Annotated in this window: 17 protein-coding genes; 8 read left to right on the forward strand and 9 right to left on the reverse strand. The window is 36.2% G+C overall.

Annotated elements, in window-relative coordinates; all coding sequences use genetic code 11:
• Positions 1–62: 62 nt before the first annotated feature.
• The 4 genes from ABJ974_RS08050 to ABJ974_RS08065 are packed head-to-tail and all read right to left on the reverse strand — an operon-like array spanning position 63 to position 2,024.
• Entirely contained in the window at positions 63–656 is a 594-nt protein-coding gene (locus ABJ974_RS08050; protein ID WP_419870870.1) for a Crp/Fnr family transcriptional regulator, read from the reverse strand.
• Positions 653–1,036 carry a bacillithiol system redox-active protein YtxJ gene (gene ytxJ, locus ABJ974_RS08055; RefSeq protein WP_419870871.1) on the reverse strand — a complete coding sequence of 128 codons (384 nt, stop codon included), beginning with the start codon at positions 1,034–1,036 and terminating at the stop codon, positions 653–655. The genes ABJ974_RS08050 and ytxJ overlap by 4 nt, the downstream gene beginning before the upstream one ends.
• The gene (locus ABJ974_RS08060; protein ID WP_419870872.1) at positions 1,033–1,494 is read right to left on the reverse strand and encodes a DUF1569 domain-containing protein; all 462 of its coding nucleotides are present in this window, start codon (positions 1,492–1,494) and stop codon (positions 1,033–1,035) included. Before ABJ974_RS08060 ends, ytxJ begins: the two co-directional genes overlap by 4 nt.
• Complete coding sequence (locus ABJ974_RS08065) at positions 1,488–2,024, reverse strand: YfiT family bacillithiol transferase (protein WP_419870873.1); 537 nt, start codon at positions 2,022–2,024, stop codon at positions 1,488–1,490. The genes ABJ974_RS08060 and ABJ974_RS08065 overlap by 7 nt, the downstream gene beginning before the upstream one ends.
• Positions 2,025–2,134: 110 nt before the next feature.
• On the opposite strand from ABJ974_RS08065, the gene pncA reads away from it, so the two are divergent.
• Positions 2,135–2,740 (forward strand): bifunctional nicotinamidase/pyrazinamidase, encoded by a 606-nt coding sequence (gene pncA / locus ABJ974_RS08070; protein ID WP_419870874.1) that lies wholly within the window; start codon positions 2,135–2,137, stop codon positions 2,738–2,740.
• 134 nt (positions 2,741–2,874) lie between these two features.
• Here the strand turns inward: pncA and ABJ974_RS08075 are convergent, their stop codons facing one another.
• Positions 2,875–3,870, reverse strand: coding sequence for a pseudouridine synthase (locus ABJ974_RS08075; RefSeq protein WP_419870875.1), 996 nt, complete (start codon positions 3,868–3,870; stop codon positions 2,875–2,877).
• A gap of 102 nt (positions 3,871–3,972) precedes the next feature.
• Between ABJ974_RS08075 and aroB the strand changes: the two genes are divergently transcribed.
• The 5 genes from aroB to ABJ974_RS08100 all read left to right on the forward strand — a co-directional run bounded on the left by aroB (position 3,973) and on the right by ABJ974_RS08100 (position 8,443).
• Positions 3,973–5,025 carry a 3-dehydroquinate synthase gene (gene aroB / locus ABJ974_RS08080; protein WP_419870876.1) on the forward strand — a complete coding sequence of 351 codons (1,053 nt, stop codon included), beginning with the start codon at positions 3,973–3,975 and terminating at the stop codon, positions 5,023–5,025.
• Positions 5,026–5,396: 371 nt separating this feature from the next.
• On the forward strand, positions 5,397–6,044 hold the full coding sequence (locus tag ABJ974_RS08085) for a porin family protein (RefSeq protein ID WP_419870877.1): 648 nt from the start codon (positions 5,397–5,399) through the stop codon (positions 6,042–6,044).
• A 114-nt stretch (positions 6,045–6,158) separates the two neighbouring features.
• Positions 6,159–6,737 (forward strand): porin family protein, encoded by a 579-nt coding sequence (locus tag ABJ974_RS08090; protein WP_419870878.1) that lies wholly within the window; start codon positions 6,159–6,161, stop codon positions 6,735–6,737.
• 123 nt (positions 6,738–6,860) lie between these two features.
• The gene (locus ABJ974_RS08095; protein ID WP_419870879.1) at positions 6,861–7,418 is read left to right on the forward strand and encodes a porin family protein; all 558 of its coding nucleotides are present in this window, start codon (positions 6,861–6,863) and stop codon (positions 7,416–7,418) included.
• Between the two features lie 338 nt (positions 7,419–7,756).
• Positions 7,757–8,443 carry a porin family protein gene (locus tag ABJ974_RS08100; protein ID WP_419870880.1) on the forward strand — a complete coding sequence of 229 codons (687 nt, stop codon included), beginning with the start codon at positions 7,757–7,759 and terminating at the stop codon, positions 8,441–8,443.
• 60 nt (positions 8,444–8,503) lie between these two features.
• Here the strand turns inward: ABJ974_RS08100 and purF are convergent, their stop codons facing one another.
• From purF to ABJ974_RS08120, 4 genes are all read right to left on the reverse strand, one after another.
• A complete protein-coding gene (gene purF / locus ABJ974_RS08105) occupies positions 8,504–9,997 on the reverse strand; it encodes an amidophosphoribosyltransferase (protein WP_419870881.1) in 1,494 nt (497 codons plus the stop codon).
• An 84-nt stretch (positions 9,998–10,081) separates the two neighbouring features.
• Positions 10,082–10,801: a phosphoribosylaminoimidazolesuccinocarboxamide synthase gene (gene purC, locus ABJ974_RS08110; protein ID WP_419870882.1), complete on the reverse strand. Its 720-nt coding sequence runs from the start codon at positions 10,799–10,801 to the stop codon at positions 10,082–10,084.
• A 32-nt stretch (positions 10,802–10,833) separates the two neighbouring features.
• Positions 10,834–11,529 carry a DUF3307 domain-containing protein gene (locus ABJ974_RS08115; protein ID WP_419870883.1) on the reverse strand — a complete coding sequence of 232 codons (696 nt, stop codon included), beginning with the start codon at positions 11,527–11,529 and terminating at the stop codon, positions 10,834–10,836.
• Positions 11,530–11,531: 2 nt separating this feature from the next.
• Complete coding sequence (locus ABJ974_RS08120; RefSeq protein ID WP_419870884.1) at positions 11,532–12,137, reverse strand: SatD family protein; 606 nt, start codon at positions 12,135–12,137, stop codon at positions 11,532–11,534.
• A 390-nt stretch (positions 12,138–12,527) separates the two neighbouring features.
• Here ABJ974_RS08120 and ABJ974_RS08125 point away from each other — a divergent pair, with 390 nt between their 5' ends.
• Both ABJ974_RS08125 and ABJ974_RS08130 read left to right on the forward strand, forming a co-directional pair.
• Positions 12,528–13,667, forward strand: a complete 1,140-nt coding sequence (locus ABJ974_RS08125; RefSeq protein WP_419870885.1) for an acyl-CoA dehydrogenase family protein — start codon at positions 12,528–12,530, stop codon at positions 13,665–13,667.
• 179 nt (positions 13,668–13,846) lie between these two features.
• Entirely contained in the window at positions 13,847–16,780 is a 2,934-nt protein-coding gene (locus ABJ974_RS08130; RefSeq protein WP_419870886.1) for a reprolysin-like metallopeptidase, read from the forward strand.
• The last annotated feature ends 70 nt before the right edge of the window (positions 16,781–16,850 follow it).

Consider the following 16,850-nt stretch of genomic DNA (forward strand, 5'->3'; position numbering starts at 1 on the left):
CAAATAAATTCAATAGGGTCATGAATAGTTTGATACTGATAAGATATAAACAGTATATCCATCTATTTATCCGGAACGAAATTCTTACGGGCCAGTTCCTTCCTTACACGGCTCAAGCTCTCGGGAGTAATTCCCAAATAAGACGCAATCATCCATTGAGGTACCCTAAGTAATAAATCAGGATAGGTTTTGATAAAATGGAGATATCTTTCTTCTGCCGTTTCGCCCAGCAAAGAATTGATCCTGTTCTGAAGAGTCCTTATATGCTTCTGAACAAGGATGTCACTTTTTTCAATACTGTTGGGAAACTGCTCCACAAGTCCGTTAAAAAAATCCGGATGCAAATACAATACTTCGGAATCTTCAATAGCTTCTATATAGTAAACGGACTTTTCATTGAAATATAAACTGCTTCTGTCAGACAGCAGCCAGCTTTCAGGAGCGAACTGGATGATATGCTCTTTACCGTTTTTATCAATAGAATACATTTTCAGCAGCCCTTTTTCCACGAAGAAGATATACCTGCAGATCTCACCATACTGAAGTAAAAACTGGTTCTTAGGAATTTTCTTTATTTCATAATGAAGGCTGCATGTATTAACATTCTCTAATGGAACATCTAAAACTTTTGCTAAATAATTATTGATATTCTTCATCGTGTTACCTGGCTAATAGATATATTTTGGTGTGAAGCATGATGTATAACTTTTCCATTTTCAATAACGATCAGTTGCGGACTTTCATGCCTGATTTGGAAAAGTTCTGATATTTTATTCGAAATACTTCTGTGTGCAAGTAAATCCAGATAATAAAAATCAGTTTGTATATCTGAAGCTTCTGTAATTTCTCTTTCGAAATTTCTCAACACAGTTTTGCTGATAAAGCAGCTGGTAGAATGCTTGAATATCACAATTCTGCGGGTGTGGGAATCATTTATAGCTTTTTCCAGGTCCTCTACTGTCCGGATTTCTGTCCAGAAGGATGCATGTCGCGGCTCATTTAATTTCCCTCCAAAAATTTTATCAAGAAAACTCATACATTAAATTGTTTAAGGTGATGGTCGAGATGTTTGTATTCTAAAAACCCCCAGTCCTTTTCCCTCATCGCTCCAAAGAGAGCATGGTATTCCGGCAGCTGGTTGTTCCGATAGACCTTTCTGTAATCTTCCAGGGTCTGCAGAAGGGTTTTCCGGGCCATCTCCAAATCACATTCAAAATTAACGATTAGTTTTTGAAAAGTAGGCATATTATGCAGAATTCCATTATTAAAAACCCACATTTCCTTTTTGGTAACAACTCCAATGAACCTAATAAAGAAGTTGACTTCGGGAAGATCGATCTTTTTCAGTGCAATCTGTAAAATAAGATGACAATGAAAAAGCATCTGGGAAACTGACATTTTGCCCCACTTTCTTACAGATTCTTCAGATAGAAGGTTAATTCTAATGATAATCTCTTCGAAATACAACGGATCGTGAAGACTTTTTCTTACCAACCTTTTTCTTTTTTCAGGTTATCAATATGGGCGAAATGATGGTTACAGTGCCATACATACATAGCAAGATAATACCTTAAATCATGATCTTCCTGATGTTCCGGATGGCGGAAAGTCCTTTCAAATTGTTTATTGGTAAGGGATTTAAGGAGAACATACCATCTTTGGTGAGTCCCCTTGATAATCCGGAGGGCTGGCTTTATAGAAATGCTGATGCTGTCCTGTAGCTCTGCCCATTTGGCTTCATCATAAGGCTTGATAATCGGATTATCCTCGGTAAGAGCGAGCTTGAACCTTATAAAACTGTTGATATGACTATCTGCAATATGATTGATAAGCTGTCGTACAGTCCATCCCTCCTCTCTGTAAGGGGTATCCAGTTCATCGTCACTCCAGTTTTCAACCAGGTTTTTAAGCTTTCCCGGAAAGTTTTTGATGACCTTTATATATCCATCCAGCTCAATATCGCAAATATTCTGGGGAGCGATAAAAGGCCCGATGGGAAATTTTTTCTCTTCTAGGTTAGTCATAGTTATTAATTTTTACTCAAAAATTTGTCGTTTTGTCCGATAATAAAGAAATGGACAAATTTTTGAGGATTTGTTTTTGTAAATTTATCAAAAATTCGAGAAATCTAAATATGAAAAAAGCATTAATAATAGTAGATGTGCAGAATGATTTTTGTGAAGGAGGAGCGTTGGCTGTTCCCGGTGCGAACGAAATTATTCCCTATATCAACCTTCTTATGGAGGAAAACGAATACGATCAGATTGTTCTGACCCAGGACTGGCATCCTGCCAATCATAAAAGCTTTGCAAGCAATAATGACAAGAAAGTAGGCGAAAGCATTATTCTCAATGGTGTTCCCCAGTTCATGTGGCCGGATCATTGTGTGCAGGGCACATTTGGGGCAGAATTTCATAAAGACCTGAACAGGGATAAGGTAACCCATATTGTCCAGAAAGGTAAAAATCCTGAAATAGACAGTTATAGCGGCTTTCAGGATAATAATCATTTCATGAAAACCGGGTTGGATGATTTCCTTAAATACCATGAAATTCAATTGTTGGAAATTGTAGGTCTGGCCATGGATTATTGTGTGAAATTTACCTGTCAGGATGCCGTAAGTAACGGATATATTACATGTCTGCACTTCAACGGAACGAAAGCGGTAAACGTGAAGCCGGATAATGGCAGAGATGCTATTTATGAAATGATCCAGAAAGGTGTTACTGTTTTAGGATAAAGTACATAAGTGATAAGTTGAAAGGGAATTTTTTGACACTGTTCATATTAATCCTAACTTTCTCACTATAAAAAAAGACCTGCAAAATTTTACAGGTCTTTTTTATATTTTCTTTAAAAGTGAACTTATAACTTCTAAAGCATTTTTAGATTATTGACTTCCAGTTCCGTAAGGATTCTCCAGTGTCCACGCTTGATATTCTTTTTAGTAAGTCCTGCAAACATTACTCTGTCCAGGGATTCCACTTCATATCCAAGTCGTTGGAAAATCCTTCTGATGACACGGTTCCATCCGATATGAATTTCAATACCGATTTCATTTTTAGGCTTTCCTTCGATATAGGAAATCTGATCTACCTGTGCTACCCCTTCTTCCAGACGTACTCCTTCTGCAATCGTTCTTAAATCTTCACCGGAAAGCTTTCTGTCTAATGTGACATGATAAATCTTTTTCACATCAAAAGACGGATGCGTAAGCTTTTTAGTCATATGCCCGTCATTGGTTAAAAGGATAACTCCTGTGGTGGAGCGGTCCAGTCTTCCCACCGGGAAAAGTCTGTAAGGAGAAGCGTTGGCAACAAGGTCCATTACGGTTTTTCTTGCCTTATCATCCTTTGTGGTGGAAATATATCCTTTAGGCTTATTCAAAACAACATATACGGGTTTTTCCGGAGTGATGTTCTGTCCGTCAAATACCACCCTATCGGTTTTCTGTACCTGATATCCCATTTCGGTGATCACTTTTCCGTTCACTTCTACCAATCCCTGCGTTATTAATTCATCAGCCTCTCTCCTGCTGCATATTCCTGAATTAGCAATATATTTATTAAGGCGGATGGTATCTTTGTGAAGATCTTTATCTATTTTGGTAAGTCTTCTCTTTTGTACGAATGATTTGGTTCGGTCATCATTTTTATCGTTTTTAGAGAAACTTTTTTTACCGTATTTCAAATCACCTTTTTCATACTTGTCTCTGCTGTCGAAATCTCTTCCTCTTTTAGAAGGTGATTTTTTGAAAGGTTTTGATTCTGAAGATTTTTCAGATCTGGAAGCACGAGAATCATCAGAACTTTTTCTAGGTGAAATTCTGGGTCTTTTGGGTCTGTCTGAATTGTTTTTATCTCTGCTCATTCTAAATATTTCTGCAAAGATAATTAAATTAGTTACCAGTTAAAAATTAAGAATCATAACTTTGCAGCATACTTTAGTATTAACTTTGTAGAAATTGCAACGATGATTACAATATTAGATCATAATTTTTCTCAACTGAATGAGTTTTTGAGTGAAAAATCTTTCAGTAAAATCTTTATTTTGGTTGATGAAAATACTCATGAATACTGTCTTCCCGTACTGATGGGAAATCTGGAAACCCTTACTGCCTTTGAGATATTGGAGATTGAAGCCGGGGAAGAAATGAAGACCATTCAGACGGCCAACCAGCTTTGGGAAATTTTAACGGAAATGCAGGCGGACCGGAAAGCTCTTGTTATTAATCTGGGAGGTGGTGTTATTACCGATATGGGAGGTTTTGTAGCTTCTACTTATAAAAGAGGTATTCAGTTTATCAATATTCCGACTACTCTATTATCGATGTGCGATGCTTCCATTGGTGGGAAAACGGGGATTGATCTTATGAATTATAAGAATATGATCGGAACTTTTACTTTTCCGGAGAAAATATTTGTTTATCCTAAATTTCTGGAAACACTTCCCTTTAAAGAATTAAGGAGCGGCTTTGCTGAAATGCTAAAGCATGGACTCATTGCCGATAAAAAACATTGGGAAAACCTTATTCAGCTTAATAAGCTTGAACCGGAAGTGGTATTTCCCCATATTCAACAGTCCATGGACATAAAACAAAATGTGGTAGAGCAGGATTTTCATGAAAAGAATATCAGAAAAACCCTGAATTTCGGACACACTATCGGACATGCTATCGAAAGCTTATGCCTGGAACAGGGAAATCCTATCCTTCATGGAGAAGCAGTCGCAGCGGGAATGATCTGCGAGGCCCATCTCTCCTATCTTGAAAATTTAATTACCAAAGAAGACTCTAAGGTTATCATTGAAAATATACAGCGTTATTATCCTTATCTGGAAATAAGTGATTTTTCCGATGAAGATATATGTAAACTTCTTTTAAATGATAAGAAAAATGTAGAAAGTAAAATTAATTTCTCTTTACTTTCCGGGATCGGATCGTCTGTATATGACCATCAGTGTACTCAAAAACACATTCTGGACTCTCTTACTTTTTACAGAGAATTGAATGATCCTTCTTTATAAAAATATACAGGGAGCTTTTTTAGGCTCCCTGCCTTACTCTTCTGTATGTATTTCATGAATATTTTTCTATTTATATTCCAAAAATACGCTTAAAATGAATTTTATGCCGTAAAATTACATGCGGAATCTTTCCTATTTTCTTTTTTAATTTTTTTTTAAACAATTGCTTGGTAATAAATTTAATTTATTAAAAATCAATATTTTACATCTTATAAATAAATTTATAAATGCTTTCTTTTTGATACCCGTAAAAGTGAATTATCTATTTTGGCAAACAATTTGAAATATATCCATCGTCAAACTGACATATAGAAAGTTTGGCGCAGTAAAATTTAAAATTAAGAAATAGTAAATTATTAAAAATTAAAGTTATGAAAAAGTTAATTTTAGGATTAGCAGTTGTTTCAACTTCATTAGTATTTGCACAAACTACAACAACAACATCTTCTTCTCCACTTACATTCGGTGTTAAAGGAGGAATGAACGTAGCCTCTCTTTCCAAAGGAGCAGACTTAAGTGATTCCAAATCTAAAATAGGATTTAACGCGGGAGTTTTCATGAATGTTCCTATTGCTTCTCAATTCAGCATTCAGCCGGAGGTGTTATATAATGATCTGGGATCTAAAGTAACCAGAGAATATAATGTAGCGGGAAATACTTACAAATCAGATTATTCAAGAAATTTAGGATATATAGCAGTACCTGTAATGTTCCAATATAATGCTACTCCTGAATTTTATCTTGAAGCAGGACCGGAATTCGGATTTTTAGTGAATGCTAAAGACAAATTTAAAAGTTCGACTAACGGAAATGTAAGTTCACAGGTTTCCAGTTTAGATAAAAGTGATTTCCAAACCTTTAATTTCGGAATCGGAATTGGTGCAGGATATTACTTCATTCCAAACTTAGGACTTACTGTAAGATATACAGCCGGAGTAACCGATGTATATAAAAATAATAGTGGAGATGCTGTAAGAAACAATGTCTTCCAGGTAGGTCTTGCTTATAAATTCAAGTAAGAACCTGCATTCATATAACAAATTTTAATTTCAATAGAAAGGATGGATTAAGTTTTTTAATCCGTCCTTTTTATTTGTGGCAGGATATTTGCTCCCAATGCTGAAAATAAAAAAATGATGAAAAAATTACTATTTGTTGCTGCTTTAACCGGTGCGACCTTATCCTCTGCCCAGATATTGGGGGTAAAAGGAGGATTGAACATTTCAACCATCTCCGCTTCTGATACGAAATCTAAAGCAGGATTTTACGGAGGAGTTTTGGTGAATTTTCCCGTAACCCCGGAATACAGCATTCAGCCGGAGATCTTGTATAATGGAATGGGTGCCAATACAAAGGGTGATACCAATGTGAAATTGAATTTAGATTATATTTCCGTTCCTGTGATGTTCCAGTATTATGCAAGTCCCAAATTTTATTTTGAAGCAGGTCCGCAATTTAGCTATTTGATTGATTCTAAAGTTAAAATTGCCGGCTTGGGAACTTCTGCCAATACCCTTTTCCAGAAATTTGAAGTTGGGCTTGGTTTTGGGGCAGGATATTACTTTGATGAAAAATTCGGAATTACAGCGAGATATGTTTCCGGTATTTCCAATATCCTGAAAGATATTAATGAAAGGGAATTTTCAACCAATGGCGCAAAATCATATAATCATACTCTACAAGTAGGACTTGCTTATAAATTTGGAAGATAACCTTTAAAATAATTAATGATTTAGGATAAATCCATATCAAAATTTCAGATTTTCAACATACGAAGCTTTGGCAAGATATTTGCCTAACGAGAATAGAAAATTAACTAAACTAAAATTTAAACAATGAGAAAATTATTACTAGCTGCGGCTTTCGTTACGGGAGCCTTATCTTTTGCCCAGACATTTGGAGTAAAAGCCGGATTAAATATTTCCAGCATTTCTGACAGTGACGGGAAATCCAAAGCAGGATTCTACGGAGGTGTATTAATGAATGTTCCTGTGGCTTCAAGCTTCAGTGTACAGCCGGAAGTATTATACAGTGGTCTTGGTGCAAAAAACGATGGAAGCCCTGAGCTTAAAGTAAACCTGGATTATATTTCAGTACCTGTTATGTTCCAATACAATGCGACTCCTGAATTTTATTTAGAAGCAGGTCCTCAATTTAGTTTTTTGGTAAATTCTAAATTTAAATATCAATCATTATCTGTAGATGCGAATGACTATATGAAAACATTTGATTTCGGTATCGGAATCGGGGCAGGTTATTACTTTCAGCAGAAATTCGGAATTACTGCCAGATATGTTGCGGGAGTTACTGATATTATGAAAGAGATCTCAGGATATGATGTGAAAGGAAAAAATAACGTATTCCAGATTGGTCTTGCCTATAAATTTAAATAAATAATTTTGATTTCAATAAAGGGCGGATTTATATTTATATAAGTCCGCTTTTTTTGTTGTAAGAGCAGCAAAAAATGTTCTCTAGAGCCCCTATCTGTAATTCTTTAAAAATATTTTTAAAAATTAAATATATATATATATTGTTAATTTTTTTAAAATATTTCAATTAGTGTGTGAAATATTTAATTTTTAAATTTAAATAAGGCTAATGTAATGTATTTACTTTAAACAGAGAGAGTTTGTTAAAATATTCCTATATCTATTTTGGCAAGTAATTTGTAAAAAACAACAAAGTCTTATTTGTAAAATGTGATAATTAAAAGTAAATAGTATAAATTATGAAAAAATTATTTTTAGGATTAGCTATCGTTTCAACTTCATTAGCTTTTGCTCAACAGACAATAGAAAAAGAGCCTGTAAGCTTTGGTATCAAGGCAGGTGGAAATGCTTCTTCATTCAGTGAGCAGAAACTGGGTTTTAACAATTTGAAAGCAGGTTATTATGCAGGTGTTTATGCTAATATTCCTCTTTCCACAGAGTTCAGTATCCAACCTGAAGTAATATACAATGAGCTTGGTTCAAGAAATGTAGTCTCCAGTAGAGACGTAGTAACAGATGCAGTAACTGCCAATTTTAGAAGTGAGTACAGAGCTACTTTACGCTATATTTCAGTTCCTGTAATGGTTCAGTTTAAGCCTGCACGTAACTTTTATGTAGAAGCAGGACCTGAATTCAGTTATTTCCTATCCGGAAAAAATACAGGGGAAGCTAAAATCACTACAACTGTAGGTAATAATACAGTGACTCAAGTAGAATCTACTTCCAGCAGTATTGATAAGGATGATATCAACAAACTTAACTTCGGTTTAGGTCTAGGTTTAGGATATAACTTCACTCCTCACTTAGGTATCAATGCAAGATATGTAAATAGTTTAACGCATATTTATAACAGCAGACTTCAGAATGAGACAAACTCTTCACCAAATAACAGAGTTTTCCAATTAGGTCTTAATTATAAATTCTAAAAAAAAATAAAAGCTAGGTTAAAACCTAGCTTTTTTTATTTACTTAATTATTCTTTTTTCTTAGTTGAATAATTCTACATTTTCTCCTTTTCCTACCGGATATTCCTCTGTAAAACATCCGAAGCAGTGATTGGAAGAACCTAAAATCTCTTTAAGGTTATCCGTACTTAGAAATTCCAATGAATCTACCCCTAAATAATCTCTTAGTTCCTCCGTAGTCATATTGGCAGAAATAAGATCGTCTTTAGACGGCGTATCAATCCCCAGATAGCATGGAGCGATAATAGGTGGAGAAACACTTCTGAAATGAATCTCTTTAACACCAGCATCTTTAAGGATCTTAACCAGTCTTTTAGAAGTAGTCCCACGTACGATAGAATCATCGATGATCACTACCCTTTTGTCCTTAATTTCCGAGATGATCGGATTGAGTTTGAGATTGACTACCCTTTCTCTCATCTCCTGGGTAGGAACGATAAAGCTTCGTCCAATATACCTGTTTTTAATAAGCACCGGGCGGAATGGTATTCCTGAAGCTTTTGAAAAACCAATGGCAGCCGGAACCCCGGAATCGGGAACCCCAATTACCACATCAGCATCTACCGGAGCCTGTTCCCAGATCTTTTCACCTGATTTCTCACGAATTTCATATACGTGGATATTTTCCATGGTAGAGTCTGGTCTCGCAAAGTAAATATATTCAAAAGAACAGATTCTTTGTTTACCCTTTCCATTGACCATATAAGACTGTAAACCGGTCTCATTTTCATTGGTGTAAATAATTTCTCCGGGAAGGATGTCTCTTACATACTGAGCACCCACCGCATCTAATGCTACGGATTCTGAAGCTACTACATAGCTTTTCTCATCAATGGCACCTAATACCAAAGGCCGGATTCCGTTGAAGTCCCTGAATGCAAAAAACTTATTTCTGGTCATTCCCACTACGGAATAAGCACCTTCAATTTTTTCCATTGTTGCTTTAATAGCACCTCTCAAGCCCAGGTCAAGATTTTTTTGAATTAATCTTAAAATAACCTCTGAATCCGAGGTAGCACGGAATACGACACCTTCTGCTTCCAGTTCAGCTTTCAGCTCCTTCGCGTTGGTCAGATTACCGTTATGAGCAATAGAAAGTATAATCTGATCATACTCATTTTTAGCAAAGAAAGGCTGAAAATTATACTTTTTCTTATCTCCTGCAGTAGTATAACGGGTATGTCCTATTGCAGAATTTCCCATAAAAGTTTCGGGATCATGGATCTCTTTATAAACATCCAAAACCAGTCCCTCATCCTTTAGGTTATTGATTTTTCCATCTTTTAAAACAGAAATACCACAAGCTTCCTGACCTCTGTGTTGTAATGCAAAAAGTCCGAATTGGGAAAGAGAGAACGTATCTAGATCATTATCTGAATACAAGCCGAAAATACCACATTCTTCGTTCGGTGCATCCAGTTTTTCTTCCTGCGGAGTTCTGAAAAGATTTCTGCCGTAAGGCTGAGTTTTAAACTGTTTTAAATATTCACTTTTATGAATTTCTAAACTTTTCATTTTATTAAGATATTAGAAGCTAGTGTAAGGATTGATTTCCAGGCTAACCTCGAATTATTTTTAAACTTGCTGTTAACAAACAAATTATTTCTTAAGCAGATTTTTTAATCTGTTGTAAATTTCAACATAAGCTTCGGTAACTTCCCCTAAGTCTCTACGGAAACGGTCTTTGTCTAATTTCTTCATCGTATCCTTATCCCATAATCTGCATGTATCAGGAGATATTTCGTCTGCAAGAATGATTTCCCCGCTTGATGTTTTACCTAACTCAATTTTAAAATCTACCAGAATAATGTTTATTTTATCAAATAAATCAATCAGGATATCATTGATATCTGATGTAAGCTCATACATTTCGTCAAGCTCCTCATAAGTTGCCAATCCTAAGAAAACTGCGTGGTGATCATTAATCAGCGGATCTCCCAATTCGTCTTTCTTATAGCAGATGTCGAAGATCGTCACCGGTGACTTGATTCCTTCTTCCACACCCAGTCTTTGAGCCATACTTCCTGCAGAGTAATTTCTTACTACCATTTCCAAAGGAATGATAGAAACTTTTTTTACCAGTTGCTCTCTTTCATCCAGTTGTTTGATGAAGTGAGTTTTAACCCCTTTTTCATTTAAATATTCAAAAATAAGAGTGGTAATCGCATTATTCATTTCTCCTTTAAGATCCACCTGTCCTCTTTTCTGAGCATTAAAAGCAGTGGCATCATCTTTAAAACGTACGATTACTTCATCCGGGTTATCCGTAGCAAAAACCTGTTTTGCTTTACCTTCGTACAACATTTCTCTCTTTTCCATTCTTTAAATTTTCGTTATAGTTAGATTTATAATTATTTTATTAAAATTCCTGTTAATACGGCCATTCCAAAGCTTAAAAGTGTACCTATAAGCACATATTCCGTCAGTTTCCTTTGCTTAGCCTCGGCCAGATCACTAAATCTGAATACAGATTTTGCTGCAATCATGAATCCTACTCCTTCCCAGTGGTCCACTACAATAAAAGTAAAGACCAGTAGTCTTTCCAGTATACCGATATACTTTCCTGCACTGGTTAAAGAGTCTGTCTGGATATTATTAAATTCTTTAGAGACGGGTGTCCATGAAGAAAGTAATATTTTTATAATGATCGACGTCGGTACTGTTAAAAATACAGCAGCCATAATTATTTTCAAAATGTTCTGATCGTGTAAAAAATCAAAGTCAAATTCTTTATAATAAAAAGAAATACCGGCTATCACCAGCACATGTAGTAGCTGATCGATAAAAAACCATCTTTTTTTTGTTTTGGAATTTTGAAAAATAAGTTTGGCAGCATCAATTAAGAAATGGGTAACTCCTACTAAAACGGCTATCCACCAAAGCTGCAGATCCCATAAAAACACAAACGCCAGTAAGATGTGTAGAAGTACATGAATGTATAAATATTTACTTTTCAGATGTCGTTTTTCTTTATCAGCAACCCATGAATCCGGCTGGAGAATAAAGTCTCCGAGTAAATGTGCCAATATGAGTCTAACAAAAATCATCTCTATAATTCTGAAATTTTCTTCTTAAAATACTGGTTGGTTTCTACAATCAGGTCATAATTGGCCCGTTTTAATCTCTGGCTTACAGAAGATTGGGAGATATTAAATTTCCTGGCGAGATCTTCCTGAGTGATATCCTCATTCATGATCATTTCATGGATGATCTCAGCCGTTGCCATGGTCCAGTTATCAAAATCTTTGGAGGACCATTTTAAAAGTATATTCAAATCTCTGTCTACAATATCATTGAGGGTTTTAATAGCCACAGTATGGCCATCATTTTTAAGATCGTTAAGTAATCTTCCTGAATTTACATAAGCCGTTCCGTTGGATTCTGTAATTTTTTCTGAGGAAAAATTTTCTTCTCCAATACCTATAGCTATTCTTACGTCTAAATTTTCCTGACTTTTTATAAGGGATTTTATAGCGAGAAAATACCAGAAAACCTCGTCGATATTACATTTGAATTGGAACTCATCGCCTCTGTATATTTCCCATATCTGTGGAGAATTTCCCCAGCATTCCAGGAGATTCTTTAGTTTGGTAATCCAAACTTCTGTGTCTGCATGTTGCGAATTTATAATATCACCGGTAATGACCGCTATCATCCTGCAAATATAAGTATAAATACTTATAAATAAAAGATATAAGGCGAAACACTTATAGATTTTTATTATGAGCTAGTCTGCTTATATCAATCATAATTATGGTGATAGTTTATTTTGTTTATAATGAATATGTTATGAATATTAAACAGGATGATTTTCGTTACTCTTTATAATTTTCCTGAGAAATTTAAAGATTCATTAATTACAATTCGGGATGATAAATAGTAAAATAAATGAGGGTAAAGTTTTAATTTAATAATGATAAAATGTAAAAATTAAGCAATATAAATTAATGATTATGAATAAGTTGTATATTCATTATTATGGAAAGAATAATTTTTTTTCGTATTTCTACTTTTTAAGTATCTTTGAGAGCTAACTAAAACTTATATGAATACAGAAACATTAAACAATATCAAAATGATAGCGGAAACGGCAAAGGAGTTTGCTGAAAAAAATATAAGACCTCATATTATGGAGTGGGACGAAAGCCAGACTTTTCCTAAAGACCTTTTTCACCAATTGGGAGAAATGGGATTTATGGGAATCGTAGTTCCTGAAGAATATGGAGGATCCGGATTGAGCTATCATGAATATGTTGCTATCCTGGATGAAATTTCTCAGGTAGATCCTTCTATAGGGCTTTCTGTAGCTGCCCACAATTCTCTTTGCACCAATCATATTTATGAGTTTGGTAATGAAGAGCAAAGGCATAAATGGCTTCCTCAGTTAGCTACCGGAAAGGTAATCGGGGCCTGGGGACTCACTGAGCATAATACAGGTTCTGATTCCGGAGGTATGTCTACCACTGCTGTAAAAGAGGGTGACGAATGGATCATCAACGGAGCGAAAAACTTCATTACCCATGCTATTTCAGGAGATATTGCCGTAGTAATGACCAGAACAGGAGAAAAAGGAGCTAAAAATAATTCAACCGCTTTTGTCCTTGAAAAAGGAATGCCGGGATTCACATCCGGAAAAAAGGAAAATAAGCTGGGGATGAGAGCTTCGGAAACTGCTGAACTTATTTTTGATAATGTACGTGTTCCGGATTCTCACCGTTTGGGGGAAGTAGGTGAAGGATTTAAGCAGGCCATGAAAGTTTTGGATGGAGGTAGAATTTCTATTGCAGCCTTAAGTCTGGGAATTGCAAGAGGTGCCTATAAAGCTGCTTTAAAGTATGCCAAAGAAAGACATCAGTTTGGTAAAGCGATTTCTGATTTCCAGGCTATTAATTTTATGCTGGCGGATATGGCAACGGAAATTGATGCCGCTGAGCTTCTTATCCAGAGAGCATCTACCCTGAAGAATGCCAAACAAAAAATGACAAGAGAAGGAGCCATGGCAAAATTGTATGCTTCCGAAGCTTGTGTAAGAATTTCTAATAATGCCCTGCAGATTTTTGGAGGATATGGATATACTAAGGACTTCCCTGCTGAAAAATATTACAGGGATTCTAAATTGTGCACCATAGGAGAAGGAACTTCCGAAATTCAAAGATTGGTTATCGGTAGAGATATTACTCAATAAAACAGTTTAAAATATAAATAATCCAGAGATGATATGTTTTACATATCATCTTTTTTTGTGTATTTAAAGTATTTTCACCCAAATTTGAAATAATAAGTTAATTATTCATAAAATGTTTTGTTTTTTGTTTAATATTTTTTATTAGTTTTGGTTTTCCACAATCAAATAAAGATTCTTATATGAAAAAACAATTATTAATGATTGGGATGCTTTTGGTGTCAGGCATCTCTTTCGCACAGACAGATCGTCTTTGGTCTGAAGGTTCTTCTAAAACCCCTTCTTCAGTATTTGAAAATAAAGTAAATATTAATAATCCCAGGATATATACACTGGATATTAATAGCTTAAAAAATGTTCTTGCCAAAGCTCCTAAAAGACTGGCGGCCGGTGAGAAATCGGAAGTGATTATTTCTTTTCCTAATTCTGAGGGACGGATGGAAAACTTTAAGGTAAAAGAAAATTCTAATTTTGATCCTCAGTTAGCAGCCAGATATCCTGACATTAAATCCTATGTAGGAGAAGGTCTGGATGATCCTAATTCTACGGTGTATTTTAGCATTTCACCTTTAGGATTATCTTCCATGGAAATCTATGGTGATAAATCTGCGGTTTTTATTGAGCCTTATACAAAAGACCTTTCTTCTTATGTGGTTTATAAAAAATCGGATAAGAAAGATGATCTGAATAAATTCGAATGTACTGTGATCGATACTGCTCAAAAAGGGATTGGGAATACTTCCGCTCTTGCAGCAAGACCGAATGCTGATGATGCGACTTTAAGGACGTTCCGTTTAGCATTGTCATGTACAGGAGAATACGCCGTCTATTTCGGAGGGACCAAGGCCCAGGCACTGGCTGCTATGAATAATACCATGACCCGTGTGAATGGTGTATTTGAAAAAGACTTTGCATCCAGAATGGTTCTTATAGCCAATAACGATGCTGTTATTTATACCAATGCATCTACGGACCCTTACTCTCCTTCTTCATCTATGAACAACTGGAATTCACAGCTGCAATCTACCCTTACCTCGGTAATCGGTGAAGCCAACTATGACATCGGGCATTTATTCGGTGCTACGGGTGGCGGTGGTAATGCGGGATGTATAGGCTGTATCTGTACAAACGGATCTAAAGGAAGCGGCTATACTTCTCCTGCTGATGGTATACCATCCGGTGATAATTTTGATATTGATTATGTAGCTCATGAAATGGGACACCAGTATGGAGGAAATCATACGTATTCTTATTATAACGAAGGTACGGGAGTAAATATGGAACCGGGATCGGGTTCTACTATTATGGGATATGCAGGAATAACACCATATGATATCCAGCCCCACTCTGACCCGTTTTTCCATGCGATAAGCATTCAGCAGATCACTAATAATATTAAAGCCAAAACATGTTCGGTAAATACTATTACAGGAAATTCAATTCCAACAGCCAATGCCGGTCTGGATTATACGATTCCTAAGAGTACACCGTTTATGCTGACAGGTATAGGAGCAGATGCAAACGGAGATTCTCTCACCTATATATGGGAGCAAATGGATAATGCCACCAATTCGCAGGCGAATGCTAATTCAGCTGCAATTGCTACCAAAACTTCCGGACCTGTTTTCAGATCATGGGCACCTACAACGACTCCGGTAAGATATTTTCCAAGAATGGCTTCCATCTTAACGGGTGCCACTACTACTGCCGGTTCTGAAATAAATGTAGAGGCTTTACCTTCCGTTGCAAGAACGATGAATTTCAGATTTACTGTTCGGGATAACAGAGCCGGAGGTTCAGGAAATAACTCTGATGATGCGGTTATTACTGTGAATCGAACGGCCGGACCATTTAATATTACATCCCAAAATTCAGCGGTTACCTATGCCGGAAACAGCTCGCAGACCATCACATGGGATGTGGCGGGTACTACGGCCAATAATATCAATACTGCGAATGTAGATATCCTTTGGTCCACAGATAGTGGTAACACATGGACTCCTATTTTAGCAGCTACACCTAATGACGGCTCCCAGGCTGTAATCATTCCTAATGTGGCTACTTCTACAGGTAGAATTATGGTGAAAGGAACTAATCACATTTTCTTTGATGTGAATAATGCCAACATCACCGTTACCGCATCATCCGGAGGAACAGATACTGTAGCCCCTACGGCTCCTGTTTTATCTGCATCGGGAACTACTTCTTCTTCCACTAATCTGTCTTGGAACGGTGCCACTGATAATGTAGCCGTTACAGGATATGATGTGTACAGAGGAGCAACTTTAATAGGATCTACCTCTTCCACCACTTATACGGCAACAGGACTTAATCCTTCTTCCAGCTATTCATTTACGGTAAGATCAAAAGATGCTGCCGGAAATACTTCAGTTTCCAGTAATTCCGTAAGTGTGACTACTCTTGCAGGAAGCACGGTTACTTATTGTACCGCATCTGCGACCAATACCGCTGATGAAAGAATAGGAAATGTAACATTTGCCGGAATTAATAACACTTCTACGGGTACAGCCGGATATGAAGATTTTACTTCAGTGTCAGCTAATGTAGTAAAAGGAAATACCTACACTATTTCAATCACTCCGGTATGGACATCTACAGCTTATAGTGAAGCATATGCCGTTTATATTGACTATAACGGAAACGGTGATTTTGCAGACAGTGGAGAATTAGCCTGGTCTAAAACCGGCTCTACTACCACTCCGGCTACCGGAAGCATAACCATTCCATCTACTGCAGTTTCCGGAAGTACAAGAATGAGAGTAATGATGAAATACAGTTCTTTACCTACTTCTTCATGTGGAACTTACACTTATGGACAGGTGGAGGATTATACCCTTAATATAGGTTCTTCATCCAAAATAAACGGACTTAGTGCGGATAATCTGGCTAAAGATATCAAGCTGTATCCTAATCCGGTAAAAGATATTCTTACCGTTTCCAATACGGCTAACGAAGATTACAAAATCTTTGATATGTCCGGTAAAATGGTGGCGTCAGGACAGCTCAACCGTGGAACAGTGAATGTAAGCAGCCTTATCAAAGGAGCTTATACCATTCAGATCGGTGAGTTCAGCAAACGATTTATTAAAAATTAATTAATAAACTATATAACTATGGGTAAGCCGGATCATTTGATCCGGCTTTTCTTATAATAAACTAAGAAGG

The organism is Chryseobacterium sp. CT-SW4 (assembly GCF_048572715.1).
Classification (GTDB): domain Bacteria; phylum Bacteroidota; class Bacteroidia; order Flavobacteriales; family Weeksellaceae; genus Chryseobacterium.

What these genes read in the sequence shown, in the direction of transcription:
- purC (WP_419870882.1), bottom strand. Translation starts at nt 10,801, where the DNA reads ATGGAAAAGAGAGAAATGTTGTACGAAGGTAAAGCAAAACAGGTTTTT.
- pncA (WP_419870874.1), top strand. Translation starts at nt 2,135, where the DNA reads ATGAAAAAAGCATTAATAATAGTAGATGTGCAGAATGATTTTTGTGAA.
- ABJ974_RS08090 (WP_419870878.1), top strand. Translation starts at nt 6,159, where the DNA reads ATGATGAAAAAATTACTATTTGTTGCTGCTTTAACCGGTGCGACCTTA.
- ABJ974_RS08075 (WP_419870875.1), bottom strand. Translation starts at nt 3,870, where the DNA reads ATGAGCAGAGATAAAAACAATTCAGACAGACCCAAAAGACCCAGAATT.
- ABJ974_RS08125 (WP_419870885.1), top strand. Translation starts at nt 12,528, where the DNA reads ATGAATACAGAAACATTAAACAATATCAAAATGATAGCGGAAACGGCA.
- ytxJ (WP_419870871.1), bottom strand. Translation starts at nt 1,036, where the DNA reads ATGAGTTTTCTTGATAAAATTTTTGGAGGGAAATTAAATGAGCCGCGA.
- ABJ974_RS08095 (WP_419870879.1), top strand. Translation starts at nt 6,861, where the DNA reads ATGAGAAAATTATTACTAGCTGCGGCTTTCGTTACGGGAGCCTTATCT.
- ABJ974_RS08100 (WP_419870880.1), top strand. Translation starts at nt 7,757, where the DNA reads ATGAAAAAATTATTTTTAGGATTAGCTATCGTTTCAACTTCATTAGCT.
- ABJ974_RS08050 (WP_419870870.1), bottom strand. Translation starts at nt 656, where the DNA reads ATGAAGAATATCAATAATTATTTAGCAAAAGTTTTAGATGTTCCATTA.
- ABJ974_RS08065 (WP_419870873.1), bottom strand. Translation starts at nt 2,024, where the DNA reads ATGACTAACCTAGAAGAGAAAAAATTTCCCATCGGGCCTTTTATCGCT.
- ABJ974_RS08115 (WP_419870883.1), bottom strand. Translation starts at nt 11,529, where the DNA reads ATGATTTTTGTTAGACTCATATTGGCACATTTACTCGGAGACTTTATT.
- ABJ974_RS08130 (WP_419870886.1), top strand. Translation starts at nt 13,847, where the DNA reads ATGAAAAAACAATTATTAATGATTGGGATGCTTTTGGTGTCAGGCATC.
- aroB (WP_419870876.1), top strand. Translation starts at nt 3,973, where the DNA reads ATGATTACAATATTAGATCATAATTTTTCTCAACTGAATGAGTTTTTG.
- ABJ974_RS08120 (WP_419870884.1), bottom strand. Translation starts at nt 12,137, where the DNA reads ATGATAGCGGTCATTACCGGTGATATTATAAATTCGCAACATGCAGAC.
- purF (WP_419870881.1), bottom strand. Translation starts at nt 9,997, where the DNA reads ATGAAAAGTTTAGAAATTCATAAAAGTGAATATTTAAAACAGTTTAAA.
- ABJ974_RS08085 (WP_419870877.1), top strand. Translation starts at nt 5,397, where the DNA reads ATGAAAAAGTTAATTTTAGGATTAGCAGTTGTTTCAACTTCATTAGTA.